The sequence below is a fragment of the Myxococcus sp. CA039A genome (assembly GCF_013336645.1).
Classification (GTDB): domain Bacteria; phylum Myxococcota; class Myxococcia; order Myxococcales; family Myxococcaceae; genus Myxococcus; species Myxococcus llanfairpwllgwyngyllgogerychwyrndrobwllllantysiliogogogochensis.
On the sequence record NZ_JABUMQ010000043.1, the window covers coordinates 26,424 to 44,942 of the forward strand.

Here is an 18,519-nt window from a genome sequence, read left to right on the forward strand (position 1 = left end):
AGGTGTCAGGGAAGGGTGAGGACCGGGATGGGCTTCGAGTGGGAGGCGTCGGGTTTCGCACGGGGGCTGGCGGCGCGGGCGTGCCACGTCTCCACCACCGCTTCGATGCGCGGCGCGATCTGGATGACCGAGCTGGGGAAGCAGTGGGCGGGCAGCTCGGAGAAGATGAGGCGCACCACCTCCGCGTCCAGGTCGGTGGCCACGGCCACGTGGGGACGGACGATGAGGTCGGTGAGGTGGGGTGGCTGGCCGGGGCCGCTCACCACGCGGGCCACCGCGCAGCTCTGGTAGAAGAGGACAGTCACGTCCGCCTCGCGTGCGCGCTCCAGGAAGGCCAGCAGCGTGCGCCCCTCCACCGCGCCCACCAGCAAGGTCTCCGGCGCCCAGCGTCCATCGTCCGCTGTGCCCTGCTCGACGAGTGGCAAGCCGATGGGGACGGGCGGCGCACGGTCGCTCGTCAGGACGGCACCTCGCTCGCCCTGCCAATACAGACGCGTTTCGTACTCAGTGACGGTCACGGACGTCATGGGCGCTCCTTCCGCCGGGCCCTGTTCCGGCATTGCCCTTACAACCCGTGTGCCGCGAAGGTGCTTCATGGTGGACCGGGGATTCGCCCTGAAGTCCCGGACGGGCGGACGAGGGTAACTCATGGCAGGCCAAAGAGACGTAGCACCAGGGGGCCCGTCCAGCTGACCAGCAGACAACCGGCCACCATGAGGGGAAGCCCCAGTTTCAACAGCTCGGAGGTGTCGAGCCCCTCGCCCGCGGCCATCGCGTTGGGCGGGGTGCTGATGGCGAAGGGGATGCCGAACGAGCACCCCATGGCGACGAGGATGGGCGTGGACGCGGAGGGTTCCACGCTCAGGGCCAGGGGCATCAGCAGCGCGGCGGTGCCGGTGTTGCTCATCAGCGCGGACAGGCTCGCGGCGACGATGACCAGCGCCCCCAGTCTCGCCTCGCGCGGCCACGCCTCCAGCCGGGCGCCATCGAGCGCGTGGGCCACCAGGCCCGACTGCTCCAGGAGTTTTCCCAGCGCCAGCCCACCGGCGATGAGCAGGAGGGTGGACCAGTCCAGGCGTCCCAGGTCCTCGCGTTTGAGAAGCCCGGTGCCGAACAGCAGCGCGGTGGCGCCCAGGGCGACGACCGGTGCGGGCACTCCGTGGAGCGGCTCCGACAGCCAGGCGACCACGCAGGCGGCGCTCACCGCGAGCACGCGTCGGCCGGAGGCATCGAGTGTGCGGGCGGGCTGTGCGGGCAAGGTCAGCGCACCTCCCATGCGGAAGCGCAGGAGCACCAGGCCGAAGCCGAGCAGCAGCATCAACACCGTGAGGGGCAGGGCGAACGCCATCCAGCCCGCGAAGGTGACGTGCGCATGAGCGCTCGCGGCGGACACCGCGAGGGCATTGGGGCCGCTGCCCACGGGCGTCGCCATGCCGCCCAGGTTTGCGCCCAACGCGACTCCCGCGAGCAGGGCGGGCCGCAGCGGCGTGCCCGGAGGTGAGGCGAGCAGCACGGGCCTGAGCGCGGCGAGCATCATCGCCGCTGCGGCCACGTTGGACATCCACATGGAGAGGAAGGCCACGCCGCCCATGACGAGGAGCAGCAGGAGGCGGGGCCGGCCTCGCGACAGGCGCACGACGTGCCGCGCCACCGCCGAGTCGAGGCCGTGGCGCATGGCCGCGACTTCCAGCGTGAAGCCACCCAGGAACAGGATGAGCACCGGGTCCACGCCCCAGGTGAGCACGGAGGACAGCCGGTACTCCGGCCCCAGCGGACCGAGCACCACCGGCGTGGTGCCCAGCAGGAGCAGGGTGGGCACGAAGGGCGGCACCAGCTCCGTGAGCCACAGCACCAGGCACACGCCCGCCACCAGCACCGTGCGCGATGCCACCTCGCCGTCCACGCCGAAGCCCGCGAGCCCGGCCACCGCGACCAGGCCCACCAGCGCGAGCACGGGCCGGGTCCAGCGACGCCGTGACGACGGCGCGACGGTGGCCTCGGGAAGGCTGGTCGACAGGGCCTCGGCGTCTGCGTGTGTCGAGGCGAGTGGGGAGGTCATTGCAAGGGACGCGGGGAGGAGGGACCTACGCGTTGAATTCCCTCGCCAGCTCGCGGCGGTCCTTGTCCTCGATGAGGTGCTGCGCGTAGCGCACCAGGTCCGCCTCGGTGACGATGCCGAGCAGCGCGCCGTCCTGCCCGACGACGGGAAGGCAGCCGAACTTGTTGCGCAACATCAGCACCACGGCATCGCGCAGCGACGCCTCGGGCGTCACCGTCGTCACGTCCCGGGTCATGATGTCGGCGGCCCACAGCGGCTGCGCGGCGGGGTCCGTCGCGTGCGTGGCCGCGGCCCTCAGCAGGTCTCGGTGGGTGATGAGGCCCACGAGCTTTCCCTGTCGGACGACGGGGAGGTGCCGGATGCGGTGCAGGCGCAGCAGCTCCTCCGCCTTGCCCAGGTTCTGGGTCTCCTTGAGCGCGACCACCTCGCGCGTCATCAGCTCTCCGACGATCTGCATGTGGCGCTCTCCCGGTAGATAGGTGGAACTCCCGGGGGCCGTTGCATGGAAGGGGCCAGCCCGGATTCCCTCGGGCTACGGCGATTTCGGTGCCCTGTACACGCAAGGTTTGCGCGTTCGTGTGGTGCCCCGCATTCCTTGCGCGAGCGGTGTTGACTGGAGCGCTTCCAGCCCTGGCCACCGGGCAGGTTGAAGCCGGTCCCGGCGTGCGCTAGATGCTCACCCAGTCGCTAGGGGTGCCCCTCGTAAGGGGCTGAGACGGCCGCGTGGCGCGGCCAACCCTTGGAACCTGAACCGGGTCATACCGGCGGAGGGAAGCGGCCCGGAACCCCCTGGGGGCTTCCGTCTGCCTTCCCGCCCGTCCTCGAGGAGAGAGAGATGAGCGGAGCGTCCAGAAGCCTCAAGGTCGATGGCAAGGTGCTCGAAGGCATCAGCCAGGGCCCCCTGCCAGCCTCGCGCAAGGTGTTCGTGAGTGGGGAGCTGCACCCCGACTTGCGAGTCCCCGTGCGGGAAATCAGTCAAACCCCCACGCGGCACGGACCGGGCGCGGATGCCCGGGTGACGTCGAATCCCCCCGTGCTCGTCTATGACTCCAGCGGTCCGTACACGGACCCGGAGGCGCGAATCGACCTGCGCCAGGGCCTGCCCGCCACGCGCGAGGCCTGGGTGCTGCGTCGCGATGACACGGAGGAGCTGGCGGGAATCACCTCCGACTACGGCAAGGAGCGCGAGGCGGACCCGAGGCTCGCGGGGCTGCGCTTCGGCCATCGCCGCAAGCCCCGCGTGGCACGCCAGGGCGTCAACGTCACCCAGTTGCACTACGCCCGGCGCGGCATCATCACCCCGGAGATGGAGTACGTGGCGCTGCGAGAGAACCTGCGCATGGACGCGTCGCTGTCCGCGCAGCACCCGGGCCACTCGTGGGGCGCGTCCATCCCCCGCGTCATCACCCCGGAGTTCGTGCGCGACGAGATTGCCCGGGGCCGCGCCATCATCCCCGCGAACATCAATCACCCGGAGCTGGAGCCGATGATCATCGGCCGCAACTTCCTGGTGAAGATCAACGCCAACATCGGCAACTCCGCCGTCTCGTCCTCCATCGAGGAGGAGGTGGAGAAGATGGTCTGGTCCATCCGCTGGGGCGCGGACACGGTGATGGACCTGTCCACGGGCCGGAACATCCACGAGACGCGCGAGTGGATCCTCCGCAACGCGCCGGTGCCCATCGGCACGGTGCCCATCTATCAGGCGCTGGAGAAGGTGGGCGGCAAGGCGGAGGACCTCACGTGGGAGATCTACCGCGACACGCTCATCGAGCAGGCCGAGCAGGGCGTGGACTACTTCACCATCCACGCCGGCGTGCTGCTGCGCTACGTGCCGCTCACCGCGAAGCGACTGACGGGCATCGTCAGCCGGGGCGGCTCCATCCTCGCGAAGTGGTGCCTGGCCCACCACCAGGAGAACTTCCTCTACACGCACTTCGAGGAGATCTGCGAGATCATGAAGGCGTACGACGTCAGCTTCAGTCTGGGTGACGGGCTGCGGCCGGGCTCCATCGCCGACGCGAACGACGCGGCGCAGTTCGGCGAGCTGGAGACGCTGGGCGAGCTGACGAAGATCGCCTGGAAGCACGACGTGCAGACGATGATCGAAGGCCCGGGCCACGTGCCCATGCACCTCATCCAGGAGAACATGACGAAGCAGCTGGCGGTGTGCGGCGAGGCGCCGTTCTACACGCTGGGGCCCCTCACCACGGATATCGCGCCGGGGTATGACCACTTCACCAGCGGCATTGGCGCGGCGATGATTGGTTGGTTCGGCACCGCGATGCTCTGCTACGTGACGCCGAAGGAGCACCTGGGGCTGCCGGACCGCGACGACGTGAAGGAAGGCGTCATCACGTACAAGATCGCCGCGCACGCCGCCGACCTGGCCAAGGGGCATCCGGGCGCTCAGGCTCGCGACAACGCGCTCTCCAAGGCCCGCTTCGAGTTCCGCTGGGAGGACCAGTTCAACCTCTCCCTGGACCCCGAGCGCGCCCGCGCCTTCCACGACGAGACGCTGCCCGCCGACGGCGCCAAGGTCGCCCACTTCTGCTCCATGTGCGGGCCCCAGTTCTGCTCCATGAAAATCACCCAGGATGTTCGCGACTACGCGGAGAAGCTGGGCGTCACCGACGCCACCGCGCTCGACTCGGGGATGGAACAGAAGAGTGAGGAATTCCGGAAGGCAGGCAGCGAGTTGTATCGCTGAGCCACGAAGCCAGGAATCGAGGGCGTCAAACGACCTGCTACATCACCTGTCCGAGACGTGACAATGAGAGTGGGTGCATGTCATGTTAGGCAGGCATGGGCGCGGTGCACGCGCCCTCGATTATCTGGAGGGGATACTTCATGGAGACTCCGCCGCGGGAGCAAGTGGGTTCGTACATCACCGGCACGCCGATGCCGACCCAGGATGAGAAGACGATGGGGCTCATCGCCCACATGGGAACCATCCTGGCCAACTTCGTGGGCCTGGGCTTCGCGGTTCCGCTGGTGCTGATGCTGACCAAGGGCAAGGAGTCGTCCTTTGTTCGCGAGCACTCGGTGGAGTCGCTGAACTTCCAGATCACCCTCTTCATCGCCGGCCTCGTCGGCGTCGCCACGTCGTGTATCGGCATCGGCCTGGTGTTGCTGCCCATCGTCGGCATCCTGGCGCTGGTGTTCGGCATCATCGGCGGGCTGAAGGCGAACGAGGGGCAGCTGTACCGGTACCCGTTCGCCATCCGGCTGGTGAAGTAGTCGGCACGGCGGCGGCTCCCTTCGGGGAGCCCGCGGCCACTCGGGCGGGCCAGGCGCGAGCGCGCGGGCCCGCCCGTCGTCTTTTCAGGGGACGCGCGAGCGCCAGCACTCGGGTGCATCCTCGCGACGCGGCAGCGCGGTCTCGGCCCCTCGGGGGCAGCATCGTGGCGCCGGTGCGGGCCTTCAGCCGCCGATGCCCATCATGGACAGCCGCGTGGCGCCGGTGGGGCGGGCCTTCAGTCGCCGATGCCCATCATGGACAGCAGCATGGCGCCCGTGCGGGCCTTCAGCCGCCAATGCCCATCATGGACAGCAGCGTGGCGCCGTTGCCGGGCTCGGTGAAGCGGTGGCCCTCGGGCTTGTCGCCCAGGGCAGCGCGGATGGCCCGTGCCAGCTCCACGTCCGTGGCCCCACCCCGGATGAGCTGATGCAGCGGCGCCTGTGCGCGGCCGCCCAGGCAGCTGCGCAAGTCGCCATTCGAGGCCACGCGCACGCGGTTGCACCCGCCGCAGAAGTTCTGGGTCAGCGGCGAGATGAAGCCCACGCGGCCACCTGGCGCCTTCCAGTAGCGCGCGGGACCGGAGGTGACGGAGTCGGCGGCGGCGCCTGTCTCCTCGGGCTCGGCGGAGAGGTCCAGGCCCTCGCCGCGCAGCCGGTCCATCAGCTCGGCGGTGGGCACCGGAACGCCCTGGCCAAAGGGCATCAGCTCGATGAAGCGCGGGGTGATGCCGCGCGCGTGCGCGTACTCCACCAGCGCGCGGGCCTCGCCGTCGTTCACGCCCCGCATCACCACGACGTTGAGTTTGAGCGAGGCGTAGTGGGAGGCCGCCGCCGCGTCGATGCCCCGGAGGATGGCGTCGAAGTCCCCCTGCTTGGAGATGCGGCGGAACGTCTCCGGGGACAGCGTGTCCAGGCTGAGGTTGAGCTGGTCGACACCGGCCTCGCGCAACGGGGCCGCGAGGGCCTCCAGGTGGCTGGCGTTGGTGGTGATGGCCAGGTGCCGCACGCCTGGGATGCTGGCGATGCGCCGGGCGATTTCCAGGATGTCCGGACGGATGAGCGGCTCGCCCCCGGTGAGGCGCACGCGGCGGATGCCCAGCGCGGCGAAGATGCCGGCGATGCGTCCCAGCTCCTCCGCGTTCAGCAGGTCTTTCTTGCCGCCCCAGGACGCGGGAGAGCAGTACGTGCAGCGGAAGTTGCAGCGGTCCGTGATGCTCAGCCGCAGGTACGTCATGCGGCGCCCCTGCGCATCCAGCAGGGGAGGGGCGAGCGGATCCGTCTGGAGTGCGGGCGTCGTCACGGGCGGCCTGACCTCATAACAGCCGCCAGGGGGACGTTCATCTCAATCCCCCCAGCGTGAGGGGCTCAGCCCTCGCTGCCCGTGGCCGACCGGATGATCGGCACCTTCACTTCGACGGGCTCGCTCGGGGCGGCACGCGGGGCGACCGGCGCGGGCTCCAGGTCATCGTCCAGGTCCGTCAGACGCGCCAGCTCCGCCTCGGCCTCGTTCGCCTCCTGCTCGGCCACGGGAAGATTGAGCTTCCGCAGCGCCATCTCCTCCTTGATGCGGATGAGACCCTCTTCGCCGATGTCCAGGAACGCCCGGACGACTTCCGGGTCGAACTGGGTGTTGGCGCAGCGGCGGATCTCCTGGATGGCGTTCGCGAACGAGGTGCCCTTGCGGTACGGCCGGTCGCTCGTCATCGCGTCCAGCGTGTCCGCCACGGCGAAGATGCGCGCGCCGATGTGGATCTCCTGCCGCTGGAGGCCGCGCGGGTAGCCCGCGCCGTCCCAGCGCTCCTGGTGCGACAGGACGATGGCGGAGGGCGTGGAGAGGAACGGGATGGCCTGGATCATCTGGAAGCCAATCTCCGGATGCTTGCGCATCTCCAGCCACTCGTCCGGCGTGAGCTTGCCCGGCTTGAGCAGCACCGCGTCCGGCACGCCAATCTTGCCGATGTCGTGCAGGAGCGCGCCGCGGCCAATCTCCTCCAGGTCCTTGCCGGAGATGCTCATCCGGCCGGCGATGGCGGACGTGTAGCTGACCACGCGCTGCGAGTGGTCGCTCGTCTCGTGCTCGCGCGCGTCCAGCGCGGCCACCAGCGCCAGGAGCGTGTTCTGGTAGGTGTTGGCGATGTTGTGCAGCGCGCTGCGCAGCTCCGCGGTGCGGTCTCGCACCTTGCGCTCCAGCTTCTTCTGGTAGCGCTTGCGGGCCATCTCGATGCGGCGCTTGGCGAGCGCACGCTCGATGGCTCGGATGAGGTCGGTGAGCTTCGGTGGCTTGAGCAGGTAGTCCACCGCGCCCCGGCGCAGGCAGTCCACCGCGGACTCCGTGTCGCCATAGCCGGTGAGCATGATGACGGACGTGTCCGGCAGTCGCTCTCGCAGGTTCTCCAACAGCCAGAGGCCGTCCTTGCCCGGCATCTTCATGTCGCTGATGACGAGCGGGGTGTCCTCCTCGCCAGCCACGTCCAGCGCCATCTCGGCGCCGCTCGCGACGACGCAGTTGTAGCCCTCTTCACGCAGGAGGACGGAGATGACGTCTCGGACAGAGTCGTCATCGTCGACGATGAGGATTCGGGGTGGGGCAGGGGGGATGGCTTCCACGGCGGGAGATTCTAAAGGTTTCCGGGTTTCAATGGCGAATGAGTCAGGGAAATTACCACCTTCCTCCACTTGCAGGTTGACAGTCCAGTGCGCTGGTCCGGAAGACGACCCTGGGAGGGAGGGCGGCCGGGCAGGCGTGGACGGGCCCTGGGAGGAAGTCGAGCCTTCAGGCCTGGACCCTCGTACTCGCGCGGTCATGGCGGAAAGGCGCGAGGTCCAGGGTGGTCCGCTCTCCGAGGACGGCCTCGGCCACGAGCTTCGCGGTGATGGGGGCCAGGAGGATGCCGTTGCGGAAGTGTCCGGTGGCGAGGAAGAGGCCCGGGGTGGGGCCCTCTCCGAGGTAGGGCCGCTTGTCCTCCGTCCAGGGGCGGAAGCCGGCCCACGTCTCGGTGATGGGGGCGGACCCGAGCTCCGGGCACAGCTCCAGGGCCATGTCGAGGATGCGGGCCAGGCCCGCCGCGGTCACCTGCTTGTCGAAGCCCACCAGCTCCATTGTGCTGCCGGCGATGACGCGGCCGTCCGCGCGGGGGACGACGTAGCCCTTCTCCGACGTGAGGATCCGCTGGAGCAGGGGAAGGCGCGTCTGGAGCTGAATCATCTGCCCACGCGCGGGGCGCACCGCCTTCGCCTCCACGCCCGCGCCCTGGACGAGCGAGGACCAGGAGCCGGCGGCGAGCACCACCGCGTCCGCGCGCAGCACCTCGCCATCCAGGTCCACGCCCACCGCGCGGCCCGCTTCGTGGACGATGCCGCGCACGTAGCCGCTTCGGAATTCGGCGCCCACGCGCGCGGCGGCCATCGTCAGCGCGCGGACGAGGAGCCGGTTGTCCACCTGGTGGTCATCCGGGAAGTGGGCGGCGGCCACGGCTTTCGAGGAGAGGCGCGGCTCCAATGCGCGGGCCTGGGCACCGTCGAGCACGTCCGCGCGCAGGCCCATGCCGCGCTGCCACAGCACGGTGGCTTCCACGTGCTGCACCGCCGCTTCGCTGAAGGCGACCTTGAGGACGCCGCTGGGGCGGTAGGCGATGTCCACGCCGGACAGCTCGCGCAGCTCGTCGGCGAAGGCGGGATAGAGGGCGCGGCTCTTCAGGCACAGCTCGAGGAAGGGGCCGGGGCCGTCGGACTCCATCTGTGGAGCGAGCATGCCGGCGGCGGCGCTGCTGGCCTCCGCGCCGGGGATGGAGCGCTCCAGGACGGTGACGCGCGCGCCGGCCTGCCGCAGCCGCAGCGCGATGCCGCAGCCCATGATTCCCCCACCCACGATGATGACGTCCGAAACTCGCATGGACTTCTTTCCTGCTCGCCCCGTCGAGGGTTTGCAAGCGACTTGGACAGGGAGCCCAGAGGTCGGGTTGACGGCGGGGGCCTTTGCCATTACTGATGGGGCCGTGCGTTTCTCTTCCGTGCATCCCCATCATGCGCATCATCGGCTCGGCCCCGACGGGACCGTTCGCCACGCGCATGCCTGGGTGAGCCACTAGACGCACCACCCTCCCGGCACCTGCCGCAGCGAATGAAGGCCCGTCCTCCCCAGGACGGGCCTTTTTCGTTTCCGCGCGGCCTTCGTTTCCCCCGCAGCCCCCAGCAGGTCTACCCATGTTGCTGAAGATCGCTCTTCCCAACAAAGGCCGCCTTTCCGAAGAGGTTCGTGAACTTTTCAACGATGCGGGCCTGGAGGTGCGCGGCAGAGGAGAGCGCGCACTCACCGCGTCGCTCGGCGGCGAGTTCGAGGCCATCTTCGTGCGCGCCCAGGACATCCCGGAGTTCGTCGCGGACGGCGCGGCGCATGCGGGTGTCACGGGATGGGATCTCGTGAGCGAGGCGGGGCGGGAGCTCGAGCACCTGATGGACCTGGAGTTCGGCAAGTGCCGGCTCGTCGTGGCGGCGCGCGAGGAGAGCGGCATCACCCACTCCAACGACGTGCGAGACGGCATGCGGGTGGCGTCGTGTTTCCCCCGGTTGACGCAGGACTACTTCGCGCGGCGAGGGCAGAGCATCACCGTGGTTCCCGTCTCGGGCGCGGCGGAGATTGCTCCGCACCTGGGCATCGCGGACATCGTGGTGGACCTGACGTCCACGGGCTCCACGCTGAAGATGAACGGCCTGCGCGAGGTGGCCACGGTGCTGGAGTCCAGCGCCCGACTGGTGTCGAGCAAGACGAACGTCCCGGAGGCGCGCAAGCGGCTGGACGAACTGAAGCTGGCGCTGGGCTCGGTGCTGGCGGCGCGGGGCAAGCGCTACCTCATGGCCAATGTCCCCAGGGACTCGCTCGCGGGGGTTCGCGAGGTGCTGCCCGGACTCAATGGCCCCACGGTGGTGGATGTGCTGGACGGAGGGACGTTCGTCGCGGTGCACGCGGTGGTGGCGGCGAAGACCATCTACCGCACCGTCAACGCCCTGAAGGCCCTGGGCTGCGAGGGCATCCTCGTCACGCGCATCGAAAGGCTGGTGGCGTGATGACGCCGCTTCCTTCGTTCCTCCGCTATCGCGGACCGCTGGCCAGCCTGTCCCGCGAGGACCGGCTCCGATTGTTGCAGCGAGGCGGGGATGTGGACGCGCGCATCTCCGCCCGGGTGCGGGAGCTCATCGCCCGGGTCCGGCTGGATGGGGACTGGGCGCTCTTCGAGATGGCGCGCCAGTTCGACCGCGCGGAGTTGTCCGCACTGGAGGTCCCCCGCGCGCGTTGTGAGCAGGCGCTCGAATCATTGGACCCGTCGGTGGCGCGGGCCCTGGGACGCGCGGCGCGCAACATCGCGCGGGCGCACGAGGCGCAGCGGCCTCGCGCGGTGGAAGTGGAGACGGAGCCTGGTGTGCTGGTGGGCCGGAGGCCGGACCCCCTGGGCCGCGTCGGAGTGTACGCACCGGGAGGCCGGGCGGTGTATCCGAGCAGCGTGTTGATGGGGGTGGTGCCGGCGAAGGTCGCGGGGGTGGGCGAGGTCATCGTCTGCTCGCCTCCGGGGCCGGACGGTCTGCCACACGCGAGCGTGTTGGCGGCGGCGGTGCTGGCGGGCGCGGACCGGGTCTTCGCGCTGGGCGGAGCGGGCGCGGTGGCGGCGATGGCGTACGGCACGGAGAGTGTTCCCCGGGTGGACCGCATCGTCGGGCCGGGCAATGCCTACGTGGCGGAGGCGAAGCTCCAGGTGGTGGGGGCGGTGGCCATCGAAGCACCGGCGGGGCCGAGTGAAATCCTCGTCATCGCGGACGAGACGGCGAGTCCGGACGCGGTGGCGCGGGAGATGCTGGCGCAGGCGGAGCACGACCCGGATGCGGCCTGCGTGACGGTGGCGCGAGGCGAGGGGGTGGCGGAGGCCATCGCGGAGCAGGTGCGGCGCCTGTCACTGGGTGCGAAGCGCGAGGAGATTGTCGCCGCCGCACTGCGCTCACGTGGCGCGGTGTTGAGTGTGGCGTCGCTGGAGGAGGCGTGGCCCTTCGTCGCGGACTTCGCGCCGGAGCACCTGCTGCTCGCCACCGCCGCGCCTTCGGCGGACCTGGCGCGAGTGCGCAACGCGGGCACCGTCTTCCTCGGGGAGCGCTCCTCGGTGGCCTACGGCGACTACATGACGGGCTCCAACCACGTGCTGCCCACGGCGGGGCTGGCGAGGGCCTACTCAGGACTCAACCTGCTCGACTTCTACCGATGGACCACCTACCAGCGCGTGGAGCGCGCGGCGTCCCAGGCATTGGCGGACGACGTGGGACTGCTTGCGGACAGTGAGGGCCTCTTCGCGCACGCGGACGCCGCGCGGGCCTGGAGGGCCGAATGATTCCCACGCGTGCATCCTATCGGGACATCCCGTTGTATTCGCCCGCGAAGCGACCCTGTCGCGTGGACCTGAGCGACAACACCAACCTCTTCGGGGTGCCTCCCGCCGCGGAGCGAGTGCTGCGCGAGTCCTCCCTGGAGTCGCTCTCGCGCTATCCCCGAAGCTATGCGCCCGACCTGCGCGGCGTGTTGGCCGAGCAGCTTGGCGTGACAGCCGAGTGCGTGACGACGGGCTGCGGCTCCGATGACGTCCTCGACAGCGCGCTGCGAGCGTTCTTGGAGCCGGGTGAGTTGCTCGTGTTTCAAGACCCGACGTTCGTGATGATGCCGCTGTTCGCGCAGGTGAACGGACTGCGGACGGCGGCGGTGCCCCTGCGCGCGGACTTCGACGTGGAGCCCGAGTGGCTGGTGTCCACGGGGGCGAAGGTCATCTACCTGTGCTCACCGAACAACCCCACGGGCACGGTGCTGTCGCGCGCGGCGGTGGAGCGGGTGGTGGAGCGTGCGCCGGGGCTGGTCATCATCGACGAGGCGTATGCCGACTTCGCGCGCGGGCCTGGCTTCCTGGACCTGGCGCGCACGTGCTCGAACGTGCTGGTGACGCGCACGTTCTCGAAGGCCTTCGGGCTCGCGGGGATGCGCGTGGGGTGGGCCGTGGGCCACCCAAAGCTCGTGGCGGAGGTCGAGAAGGCACGGGGGCCGTACAAGCTGACGACGCTCGCGGAAGCGATGGCCGTGGCCGTGCTGCGCGAGGACGCGGGTTGGGTGCGTGCTCGGGTGGAGGAGGCGGTGGAGAACAGGGAGCGCCTGCGGGGCGCGCTGGTGGCGCAGGGGCTGAAGCCGCTGCCGTCCGAGGGCAACTTCCTGATGGTGCCGCTGCCCGGAGCGCCTGGGGTGGCGGAGCGGATGCGGGAGCGTGACGTGAACGTGAGGGCGTTCCAGGGACTGACCGGGGTCGGGGATGCGCTCCGAATCGGCAGTGGACCGTGGCCCTTGCTGGAGGCGGCGCTTGTGGCGCTGCTGGAGTCCTTGCGATGAGAGTCACCCTGTTCGACTACGGCGCTGGCAATCTGCACTCGCTGACCAAGGCCCTGGCCACGGAGGAGGGCGTCGACGTTCGCGTGGAGGAGAGCCCGGCGCGTGCGGTGGATACGGATGTGCTCGTGCTGCCCGGAGTTGGCGCCTTTGGCTCGGCGGCGGCGCGACTGGCGCCCGGGCGGGATGCGATGCGCTCGGCATTGGAGAAGGGCCTGCCCTGCCTGGGCATCTGCCTGGGCATGCAGTTGCTGTTCGATTCGAGCGACGAGGGAGAGGGCGCGGGCCTGGGCTATTTCTCCGGACGGGTGACGCGACTGACATCGCGACGCGTGCCGCAGATTGGCTGGAACCAGGTGGAGGGCGACCGCACGTTGTCGGGAGCGAAGCTGGACACCGCGTACTACGCGCACAGCTTCGTCTGCCGCGTGGAGGACGCGTCGGTCGTGACGGGGTGGACGACGCACGAGGAAGACCGCTTCCCCGCGGTGGTTCGACGCGGCCGGGTGGTGGGCGTGCAGTTCCATCCCGAGAAGTCTTCGTCTTCGGGTGTCGCCTTCGTGCGGACCTTCTTGCGGGAGGTGGCGTCATGAGGGCGATTCCCGCCATCGATCTGCGCGAAGGCGCGTGCGTGCAGCTCGTTGGAGGTTCGTATGAAGACGAGCGGGTGCGGGTGAAGGATCCGCTGGAGGCGCTACTGCGCTGGCGCGCCTACGGCTTCAGGGCCTTCCATGTGGTCGACCTGGATGCGGCGCTGGGCCGGGGTTCCAATGCCGAGGCCGTGGCGCGACTTACCGCGCACGAGCCGGGGCTCACGTTCACCGTGGGCGGGGGTGTGCGAGAGCTGGAGCGGGTGGAGGCGCTGCTGGAAGGGGGGGCCTCGGCCGTGGTGGTGGGGACTCGGGCCATCGAGGACGCGGCGTGGTTGGCCGACGTCGCGAGCCGCCATCCAGGCCGCGTGGTGGTTGCGGCGGACGTGCGAGGCCGCGAGGTGGTGACGCGAGGCTGGACGGCGGGCAGTGGCATGACGGTGGGCGATGTGCTCGCGGCGCTGGAGCCGTTGCCGCTCGGTGGCCTGCTGGTGACCGCGGTCCACAAGGAGGGGCAACTCGAGGGCGTCGACCTGTCGCTGATGCGCGAGGTGGTGGTTCGCAGCCGTCACCGGCTCTACGCGTCGGGCGGCGTGACGACGCTGGAAGACTTGAGGGCGCTGGCCTCGGTGGGCGCGTACGGGGCGGTCATTGGGATGGCGCTGTACACGGGGCGGCTGGATGCGCGCGACGTCGCGCTGGAGTTCGCGAAATGACCACTGTCACTCGAGAGACGAAGGAGACGCGGATCCGCGTGGAGCTGTCGGTGGGCCGGGGGAGCACGCAGGTGGACACGGGGCTCAAGTTCTTCGACCACATGCTCTCCACCTTCGCGCGCTACGCGGGGCTCGACTTGAAGTTGCACGCTCGTGGCGACCTCACGCACCACCTGATGGAGGACGTGGCGATTACGTTGGGGACGGCGGTGCAGCGGGTGGTTCCGGCGACAGCGGCCCGCTTCGCGGAGCGCACGGTGCCCATGGATGACGCGCTGGTGCAGGCGTGCCTCGATGCGGGCGGACGGTTCTTCTACCAGGGGCCGTTGAAGAATCGGCTCTACGAGCACTGGATGCGCTCGTTCTGCGAGCACGCGAAGGTGACGCTGCACCTGCGGGTGCTGCGAGGGAAGGACAGTCACCACGTCACCGAGGCGGCGTTCAAGGCGCTGGGGCTCGCGCTGCGGGATGCGATGGTGGACTCCGGCACCGTGTTCAGCATGAAGGGCTCCGTGGCCCTGGAGGTGCTCTGATGCTGACGCGACGGCTCATCGTCTGTCTGGACGTGAAGGGCGGCCGGGTGGTGAAGGGCGTTCGCTTCGAGGGTCTCCGCGACGTGGGAGACCCGGTGGAGTTGGCCCTGCGCTATGAGCAAGAGGGCGCGGACGAGGTGACGTTCCTCGACATCTCCGCGAGCGCCGAGGAGCGTGACACGCTCTGGGATTTGGTGCGGCGCACGGCGGAGCGACTGTTCATCCCGTTGACGGTCGGGGGAGGCGTCCGCACGGTGGAGGACGTGGGCCGTGCGCTTCGGTCTGGCGCGGACAAGGTGAGCATCAACTCGGCGGCGGTGGCCCGGCCGGAGGTGCTCACGGAGTGCGCGGAGCGATTCGGAGCGCAGTGCGTGGTGGCGAGCATCGACGCTCGGAAAGAGGGTTCGCGCTGGCGTGTCCACACGCATGGTGGGCGCAAGCCCACGGAGCTGGAGGCGGTGGCCTGGGCGCGTGAGTGTGTGGCGCGAGGTGCGGGTGAAGTGCTCCTCACCAGCATCGACCAGGACGGTGCCCGCTCGGGCTACGACCTGGAGCTGACGCGCGCGGTGGCGGACGCGGTGGACGTGCCCGTCATCGCATCCGGAGGGGCGGGTAACGCGGAGCACGTGCGGGACGGACTCACGCGTGGCGGCGCGGACGCGGCGCTCGTTGCGGGCATCCTTCACGATGGGCTCACCACGGTAGGGGCCATCAAATCGCTGCTCCGAGCGAGCGGCCTTCCCATCCGGAGCACGACATGACGAGCGCACAGGGCTTGATGCGGGCGGCTGAAGTCGCACGCAATTCGGGAGACGTGGCGCCGAGCGCCTTCAGCGGCCTTCCCATCCGGAGCACGACATGACGAGTGCACAGGGCTTGATGCAGGCGGCGGCCGAAGTCGCGCGCAAGGCCGGGGACGTGGCGCTGGGCTACTTCCGCGGTGGTATCGCAGTGGATACCAAGAGCGACGGGACGCCCGTCACGGTGGCGGACCGCACGGCGGAGCAGACCGCACGCGAATGGCTGGAAGCACGTTTTCCGGACGACGGCATCCTCGGGGAAGAGTTCGGAGAGACACGGCCGGGCGCGCGGCGCCGATGGATCCTGGACCCCATCGATGGAACAAAGACCTTCATCCGGGGCGTACCTCTATGGGGGACCCTGGTGGCACTGGCGGAAGGGGAGCGCATCCTCGTGGGCGCCGCGTACTTCCCCGCCGTGAGCGAGCTGCTGGTGGCTGCGCCAGGGGAAGGTTGTTTCTGGAACGACAAGCGCGCGCGAGTGTCCGAGCAGGCGGACCTGTCTCGCGCGGTGGTGCTCTCCACGGACGAGCGCTTCCGTCAGCATCCCGAGCGCGGAGAAGCCTGGCGCCGCTTCACCCTCGACGCGGCCATCTCCCGCACCTGGGGCGATTGCTACGGCTACCTGCTGGTGGCCACGGGCCGAGCGGAGGTCATGGTGGACGAGCTGCTCTCGCCCTGGGATGCCGCCGCGCTCCAACCCATCATCGAAGAAGCCGGAGGCGTCTTCACCGACTGGACCGGGCGGCGGACCTCCTTCGGTGGCAACGGCATCGCCACCAACGCGGCCCTGGCCACACTCACCCGTGAGCGCCTGGGCGCGACGGAGGCCACGTGATTCTGGACCTGGACCGACTCGACTTCACCAAGGGCGGTGGCATGGTGACGGTGGTGACTCAAGACGCGCGCACCGGTGATGTGTTGATGGTGGCGCACGCGGACCGCGAGGCACTGGAGCGCACCCTCGCCACGGGGCAGATGCACTACCGTTCGCGCTCGCGTGGCCTCTGGCACAAGGGCGCCACCAGCGGGAACACGCAGCAGGTGGTGTCCCTGCGCGCGGACTGCGACGGTGACGCGGTCCTCGCCCGCGTCGAGAAAGCCGGGCCGGCCTGTCACACCGGCGAGACCACGTGCTTCGGTCCCGGAGGGGGAGACGCGCTGGCCGCGCTGGATGCCACCCTCGCCGAGCGCGCGACCCGACCCGATGCCCCGGGCGAAAAACCCAGCTACACGCGCCGCCTGCTCGCGGACCGCAACCTGCGTCTCAAGAAACTGGGCGAGGAGGCCGCGGAGCTGGTGACGGCCTGCGCGGATGCGGACGCCGGACGCGCCGCCGAGGAGGCAGCCGACCTCCTCTACCACCTCCTCGTCGCGGTGAGGCCGCTCGGGCTCTCCCTGGAAGACGTGAAGGCCGTGCTCGCACGTCGTGCCGCGAAGCCAAAACTTCCCGGCAATGCTGGATGAGCGAGGCTCACCTCGCGTGAGCAGGACACAGGGCTATCAGGGCATTCCACGTATCAAACCCCGTTTTCAGGCCGTGTCAGCGTCGACCCGGATGGATTTGTCCGTCACGGCTGCATACGGACAGCAGGATTGCGACGGTGGAGTGATCGCGTGCAGCAGTGACTCTCTTCAACGAAAGGAGTGTTCCTGCTACACATCCAGACGCGCGGCGCTGTGGAGAACGCCGGCCGGGCGCTTCTTGGCATCGAAACCGTCCGCCTCACCGGAGGCATCGTGAACGGCCCCACCACGTACAAGGCAGAGCTCATCGACCGAGTCATCTTCTCCCGCTGGCAGAATCCTCCGACCAAGGAGGACGTCGCGGCGATGCTGGCTCAGATGGAGGAGGCCTCGACGCGGCTCAACTCGCGTCTCATCTACATTGGTTCCGTGAGCCCGAAGTCCAAGGTTCCCGACGCGAACGAGCGCACCATCCTCAACAACTTCCTCGTGGATGCGAGGAAGACGTGTGTCGAGCAGGCGTGGCTCATCTACGAGGGCACGGACCTGCAACACAACCTCCAGCGCGTCATCATCTCCGGCGTGCTCATCCTCACCCGGACCTTCGACAACTTCCTCTCGGTCGCGAAGTCGGGCGAGTCCATCGTCAAGGACGTCAGCGCCGTCCTGAAGAAGGACGCGGCGCCCATCTTCCAGCTCGCAAAGGACCGTGGCCTGGTCGCCTGACGCCGTCGGCGCTCAGCGCGCGCCGAGGATCTCCAGCTCCAGGAGCTTGCCGTCCGCGCTCTCGGGGAACACGCTGACCGCGTCCACCTCGACCAGGGGCGCGGCGGGGTTGCAGGTCTCCCACTCGCCCGTGCCACGAAACTGGCACACGGTGGGATTGACGAACGAGAAGCCTCCCTCTGGATCATTCAAGCCCACGCCCTTCGGCGTGCGGACGATGGCTCGCAGGGAGCCCGGGCCTTGCGCCCGGACACGGAACCCCACCAGGTGCTTGAGCGTGGGCGCGTAGCCCGCTCGCAGCGCTCCGTCCGCCGACCAGCGCGTGCCCCGCCTCGCGTTGCTCACCGGGACTCCCGTGAGGAGGTCTCCATCGAACGCCTGGAACGCGGGCTGGGCCCCCAGGAGCTGATCCGGCTTCACCGGCGCGGTCTCCACCGGCTTCGCGCTGGCCGCCGTGAGCAGCGCCGGGGCCCGGGCGCCTTGCTGGGCGGCGGCCGCGCGCAGCACGGACAGCGGCAGCAGGTCCGCGCTCGCGCAGCGGGACACCAGTCCATCCAGGAGCGTGCGCACGGTGGGGGGAAGTTCGACGGAGGCCTGGGCGGCGGGGGCGAGCCCCAGTCGGACGATGGAATCACAGGCCGCCGGGGTGCCTGGGCCCGCGTGCTCCAAGCTCCACTGGAGCTCGGGGATGTTCGGCGCTTGACCGACGGCGGTGTCCAGCAGCGCACGGGCCACGGTCTGCGCGCAGGCGTTGACCCTGGAGGGACAGCGCTCGCAGAGGGCGGCGAGCAGCCCCCGCATGGGGGTGTCCGCCCCCTGGGTGAAGGGGGCTCGGGCGGAAAGCGCTCCGCCCAGCTCACAGGCGCGCGGGGGCGGCTTGTCACAGGCGTCCAGCCGCTTGCGGGCCTCGGCCACGACGGTGGGCTCGTCGGGGGCGCGCAGGGTGGCGTCCAGGGCCCGTTCCACCGCGCGGCACTCAGGAG

Annotated in this window: 19 protein-coding genes and 1 riboswitch; of the genes, 12 read left to right on the forward strand and 7 right to left on the reverse strand. The window is 69.7% G+C overall.

The features are described from left to right. Positions 1 to 5: 5 nt before the first annotated feature. The 3 genes from HR086_RS09920 to HR086_RS09930 form a co-directional block, all read right to left on the reverse strand. Entirely contained in the window at positions 6 to 527 is a 522-nt protein-coding gene (locus tag HR086_RS09920) for an OsmC family protein (RefSeq protein WP_174465458.1), read from the reverse strand. A 119-nt stretch (positions 528 to 646) separates the two neighbouring features. Then, entirely contained in the window at positions 647 to 2,059 is a 1,413-nt protein-coding gene (locus HR086_RS09925) for an SLC13 family permease (RefSeq protein ID WP_174465459.1), read from the reverse strand. 25 nt (positions 2,060 to 2,084) lie between these two features. Then, positions 2,085 to 2,516 (reverse strand): CBS domain-containing protein, encoded by a 432-nt coding sequence (locus HR086_RS09930; protein ID WP_174456737.1) that lies wholly within the window; start codon positions 2,514 to 2,516, stop codon positions 2,085 to 2,087. 222 nt (positions 2,517 to 2,738) lie between these two features. Continuing rightward, positions 2,739 to 2,849: riboswitch (TPP riboswitch) on the forward strand. Positions 2,850 to 2,894: 45 nt separating this feature from the next. On the opposite strand from HR086_RS09930, the gene thiC reads away from it, so the two are divergent. After that, positions 2,895 to 4,769: a phosphomethylpyrimidine synthase ThiC gene (gene thiC / locus HR086_RS09935; protein ID WP_141647377.1), complete on the forward strand. Its 1,875-nt coding sequence runs from the start codon at positions 2,895 to 2,897 to the stop codon at positions 4,767 to 4,769. 140 nt (positions 4,770 to 4,909) lie between these two features. Further along, on the forward strand, positions 4,910 to 5,299 hold the full coding sequence (locus HR086_RS09940; RefSeq protein ID WP_141647378.1) for a DUF4870 domain-containing protein: 390 nt from the start codon (positions 4,910 to 4,912) through the stop codon (positions 5,297 to 5,299). 286 nt (positions 5,300 to 5,585) lie between these two features. On the opposite strand, the gene moaA is transcribed toward HR086_RS09940, so the two are convergent. The 3 genes from moaA to thiO form a co-directional block, all read right to left on the reverse strand. Continuing rightward, the gene (moaA, locus tag HR086_RS09945) at positions 5,586 to 6,599 is read right to left on the reverse strand and encodes a GTP 3',8-cyclase MoaA (RefSeq protein ID WP_141647379.1); all 1,014 of its coding nucleotides are present in this window, start codon (positions 6,597 to 6,599) and stop codon (positions 5,586 to 5,588) included. A gap of 65 nt (positions 6,600 to 6,664) precedes the next feature. Then, the gene (locus HR086_RS09950) at positions 6,665 to 7,906 is read right to left on the reverse strand and encodes an HD domain-containing phosphohydrolase (RefSeq protein ID WP_174456735.1); all 1,242 of its coding nucleotides are present in this window, start codon (positions 7,904 to 7,906) and stop codon (positions 6,665 to 6,667) included. A 166-nt stretch (positions 7,907 to 8,072) separates the two neighbouring features. Next, on the reverse strand, positions 8,073 to 9,191 hold the full coding sequence (gene thiO / locus HR086_RS09955; protein ID WP_174462452.1) for a glycine oxidase ThiO: 1,119 nt from the start codon (positions 9,189 to 9,191) through the stop codon (positions 8,073 to 8,075). Positions 9,192 to 9,502: 311 nt separating this feature from the next. On the opposite strand from thiO, the gene hisG reads away from it, so the two are divergent. The 10 genes from hisG to HR086_RS10005 all read left to right on the forward strand — a co-directional run bounded on the left by hisG (position 9,503) and on the right by HR086_RS10005 (position 17,536). After that, entirely contained in the window at positions 9,503 to 10,363 is an 861-nt protein-coding gene (gene hisG / locus HR086_RS09960) for an ATP phosphoribosyltransferase (protein ID WP_141647382.1), read from the forward strand. Further along, entirely contained in the window at positions 10,363 to 11,670 is a 1,308-nt protein-coding gene (gene hisD / locus HR086_RS09965; protein WP_174465460.1) for a histidinol dehydrogenase, read from the forward strand. Before hisG ends, hisD begins: the two co-directional genes overlap by 1 nt. Further along, positions 11,667 to 12,707, forward strand: coding sequence for a histidinol-phosphate transaminase (locus HR086_RS09970; protein ID WP_174462450.1), 1,041 nt, complete (start codon positions 11,667 to 11,669; stop codon positions 12,705 to 12,707). Before hisD ends, HR086_RS09970 begins: the two co-directional genes overlap by 4 nt. Then, on the forward strand, positions 12,704 to 13,297 hold the full coding sequence (gene hisH / locus HR086_RS09975) for an imidazole glycerol phosphate synthase subunit HisH (protein ID WP_174465461.1): 594 nt from the start codon (positions 12,704 to 12,706) through the stop codon (positions 13,295 to 13,297). Before HR086_RS09970 ends, hisH begins: the two co-directional genes overlap by 4 nt. Beyond that, the gene (locus HR086_RS09980) at positions 13,294 to 14,010 is read left to right on the forward strand and encodes a HisA/HisF-related TIM barrel protein (protein WP_174465462.1); all 717 of its coding nucleotides are present in this window, start codon (positions 13,294 to 13,296) and stop codon (positions 14,008 to 14,010) included. Before hisH ends, HR086_RS09980 begins: the two co-directional genes overlap by 4 nt. Further along, the gene (locus HR086_RS09985) at positions 14,007 to 14,543 is read left to right on the forward strand and encodes an imidazoleglycerol-phosphate dehydratase (protein WP_174465463.1); all 537 of its coding nucleotides are present in this window, start codon (positions 14,007 to 14,009) and stop codon (positions 14,541 to 14,543) included. The genes HR086_RS09980 and HR086_RS09985 overlap by 4 nt, the downstream gene beginning before the upstream one ends. Continuing rightward, the gene (hisF, locus tag HR086_RS09990; RefSeq protein WP_368773779.1) at positions 14,540 to 15,304 is read left to right on the forward strand and encodes an imidazole glycerol phosphate synthase subunit HisF; all 765 of its coding nucleotides are present in this window, start codon (positions 14,540 to 14,542) and stop codon (positions 15,302 to 15,304) included. The genes HR086_RS09985 and hisF overlap by 4 nt, the downstream gene beginning before the upstream one ends. Positions 15,305 to 15,401: 97 nt before the next feature. Beyond that, positions 15,402 to 16,181 carry a histidinol-phosphatase gene (gene hisN, locus HR086_RS09995; protein ID WP_174462447.1) on the forward strand — a complete coding sequence of 260 codons (780 nt, stop codon included), beginning with the start codon at positions 15,402 to 15,404 and terminating at the stop codon, positions 16,179 to 16,181. Continuing rightward, a complete protein-coding gene (hisIE, locus tag HR086_RS10000; RefSeq protein ID WP_174462559.1) occupies positions 16,181 to 16,810 on the forward strand; it encodes a bifunctional phosphoribosyl-AMP cyclohydrolase/phosphoribosyl-ATP diphosphatase HisIE in 630 nt (209 codons plus the stop codon). The genes hisN and hisIE overlap by 1 nt, the downstream gene beginning before the upstream one ends. A 180-nt stretch (positions 16,811 to 16,990) precedes the next feature. Further along, the gene (locus HR086_RS10005) at positions 16,991 to 17,536 is read left to right on the forward strand and encodes a DofB protein (protein WP_246137656.1); all 546 of its coding nucleotides are present in this window, start codon (positions 16,991 to 16,993) and stop codon (positions 17,534 to 17,536) included. Between the two features lie 12 nt (positions 17,537 to 17,548). Here the strand turns inward: HR086_RS10005 and HR086_RS10010 are convergent. Beyond that, a partial coding sequence (locus HR086_RS10010) for a hypothetical protein (RefSeq protein WP_217441741.1) occupies positions 17,549 to 18,519 on the reverse strand: 971 nt, incomplete at its 5' end.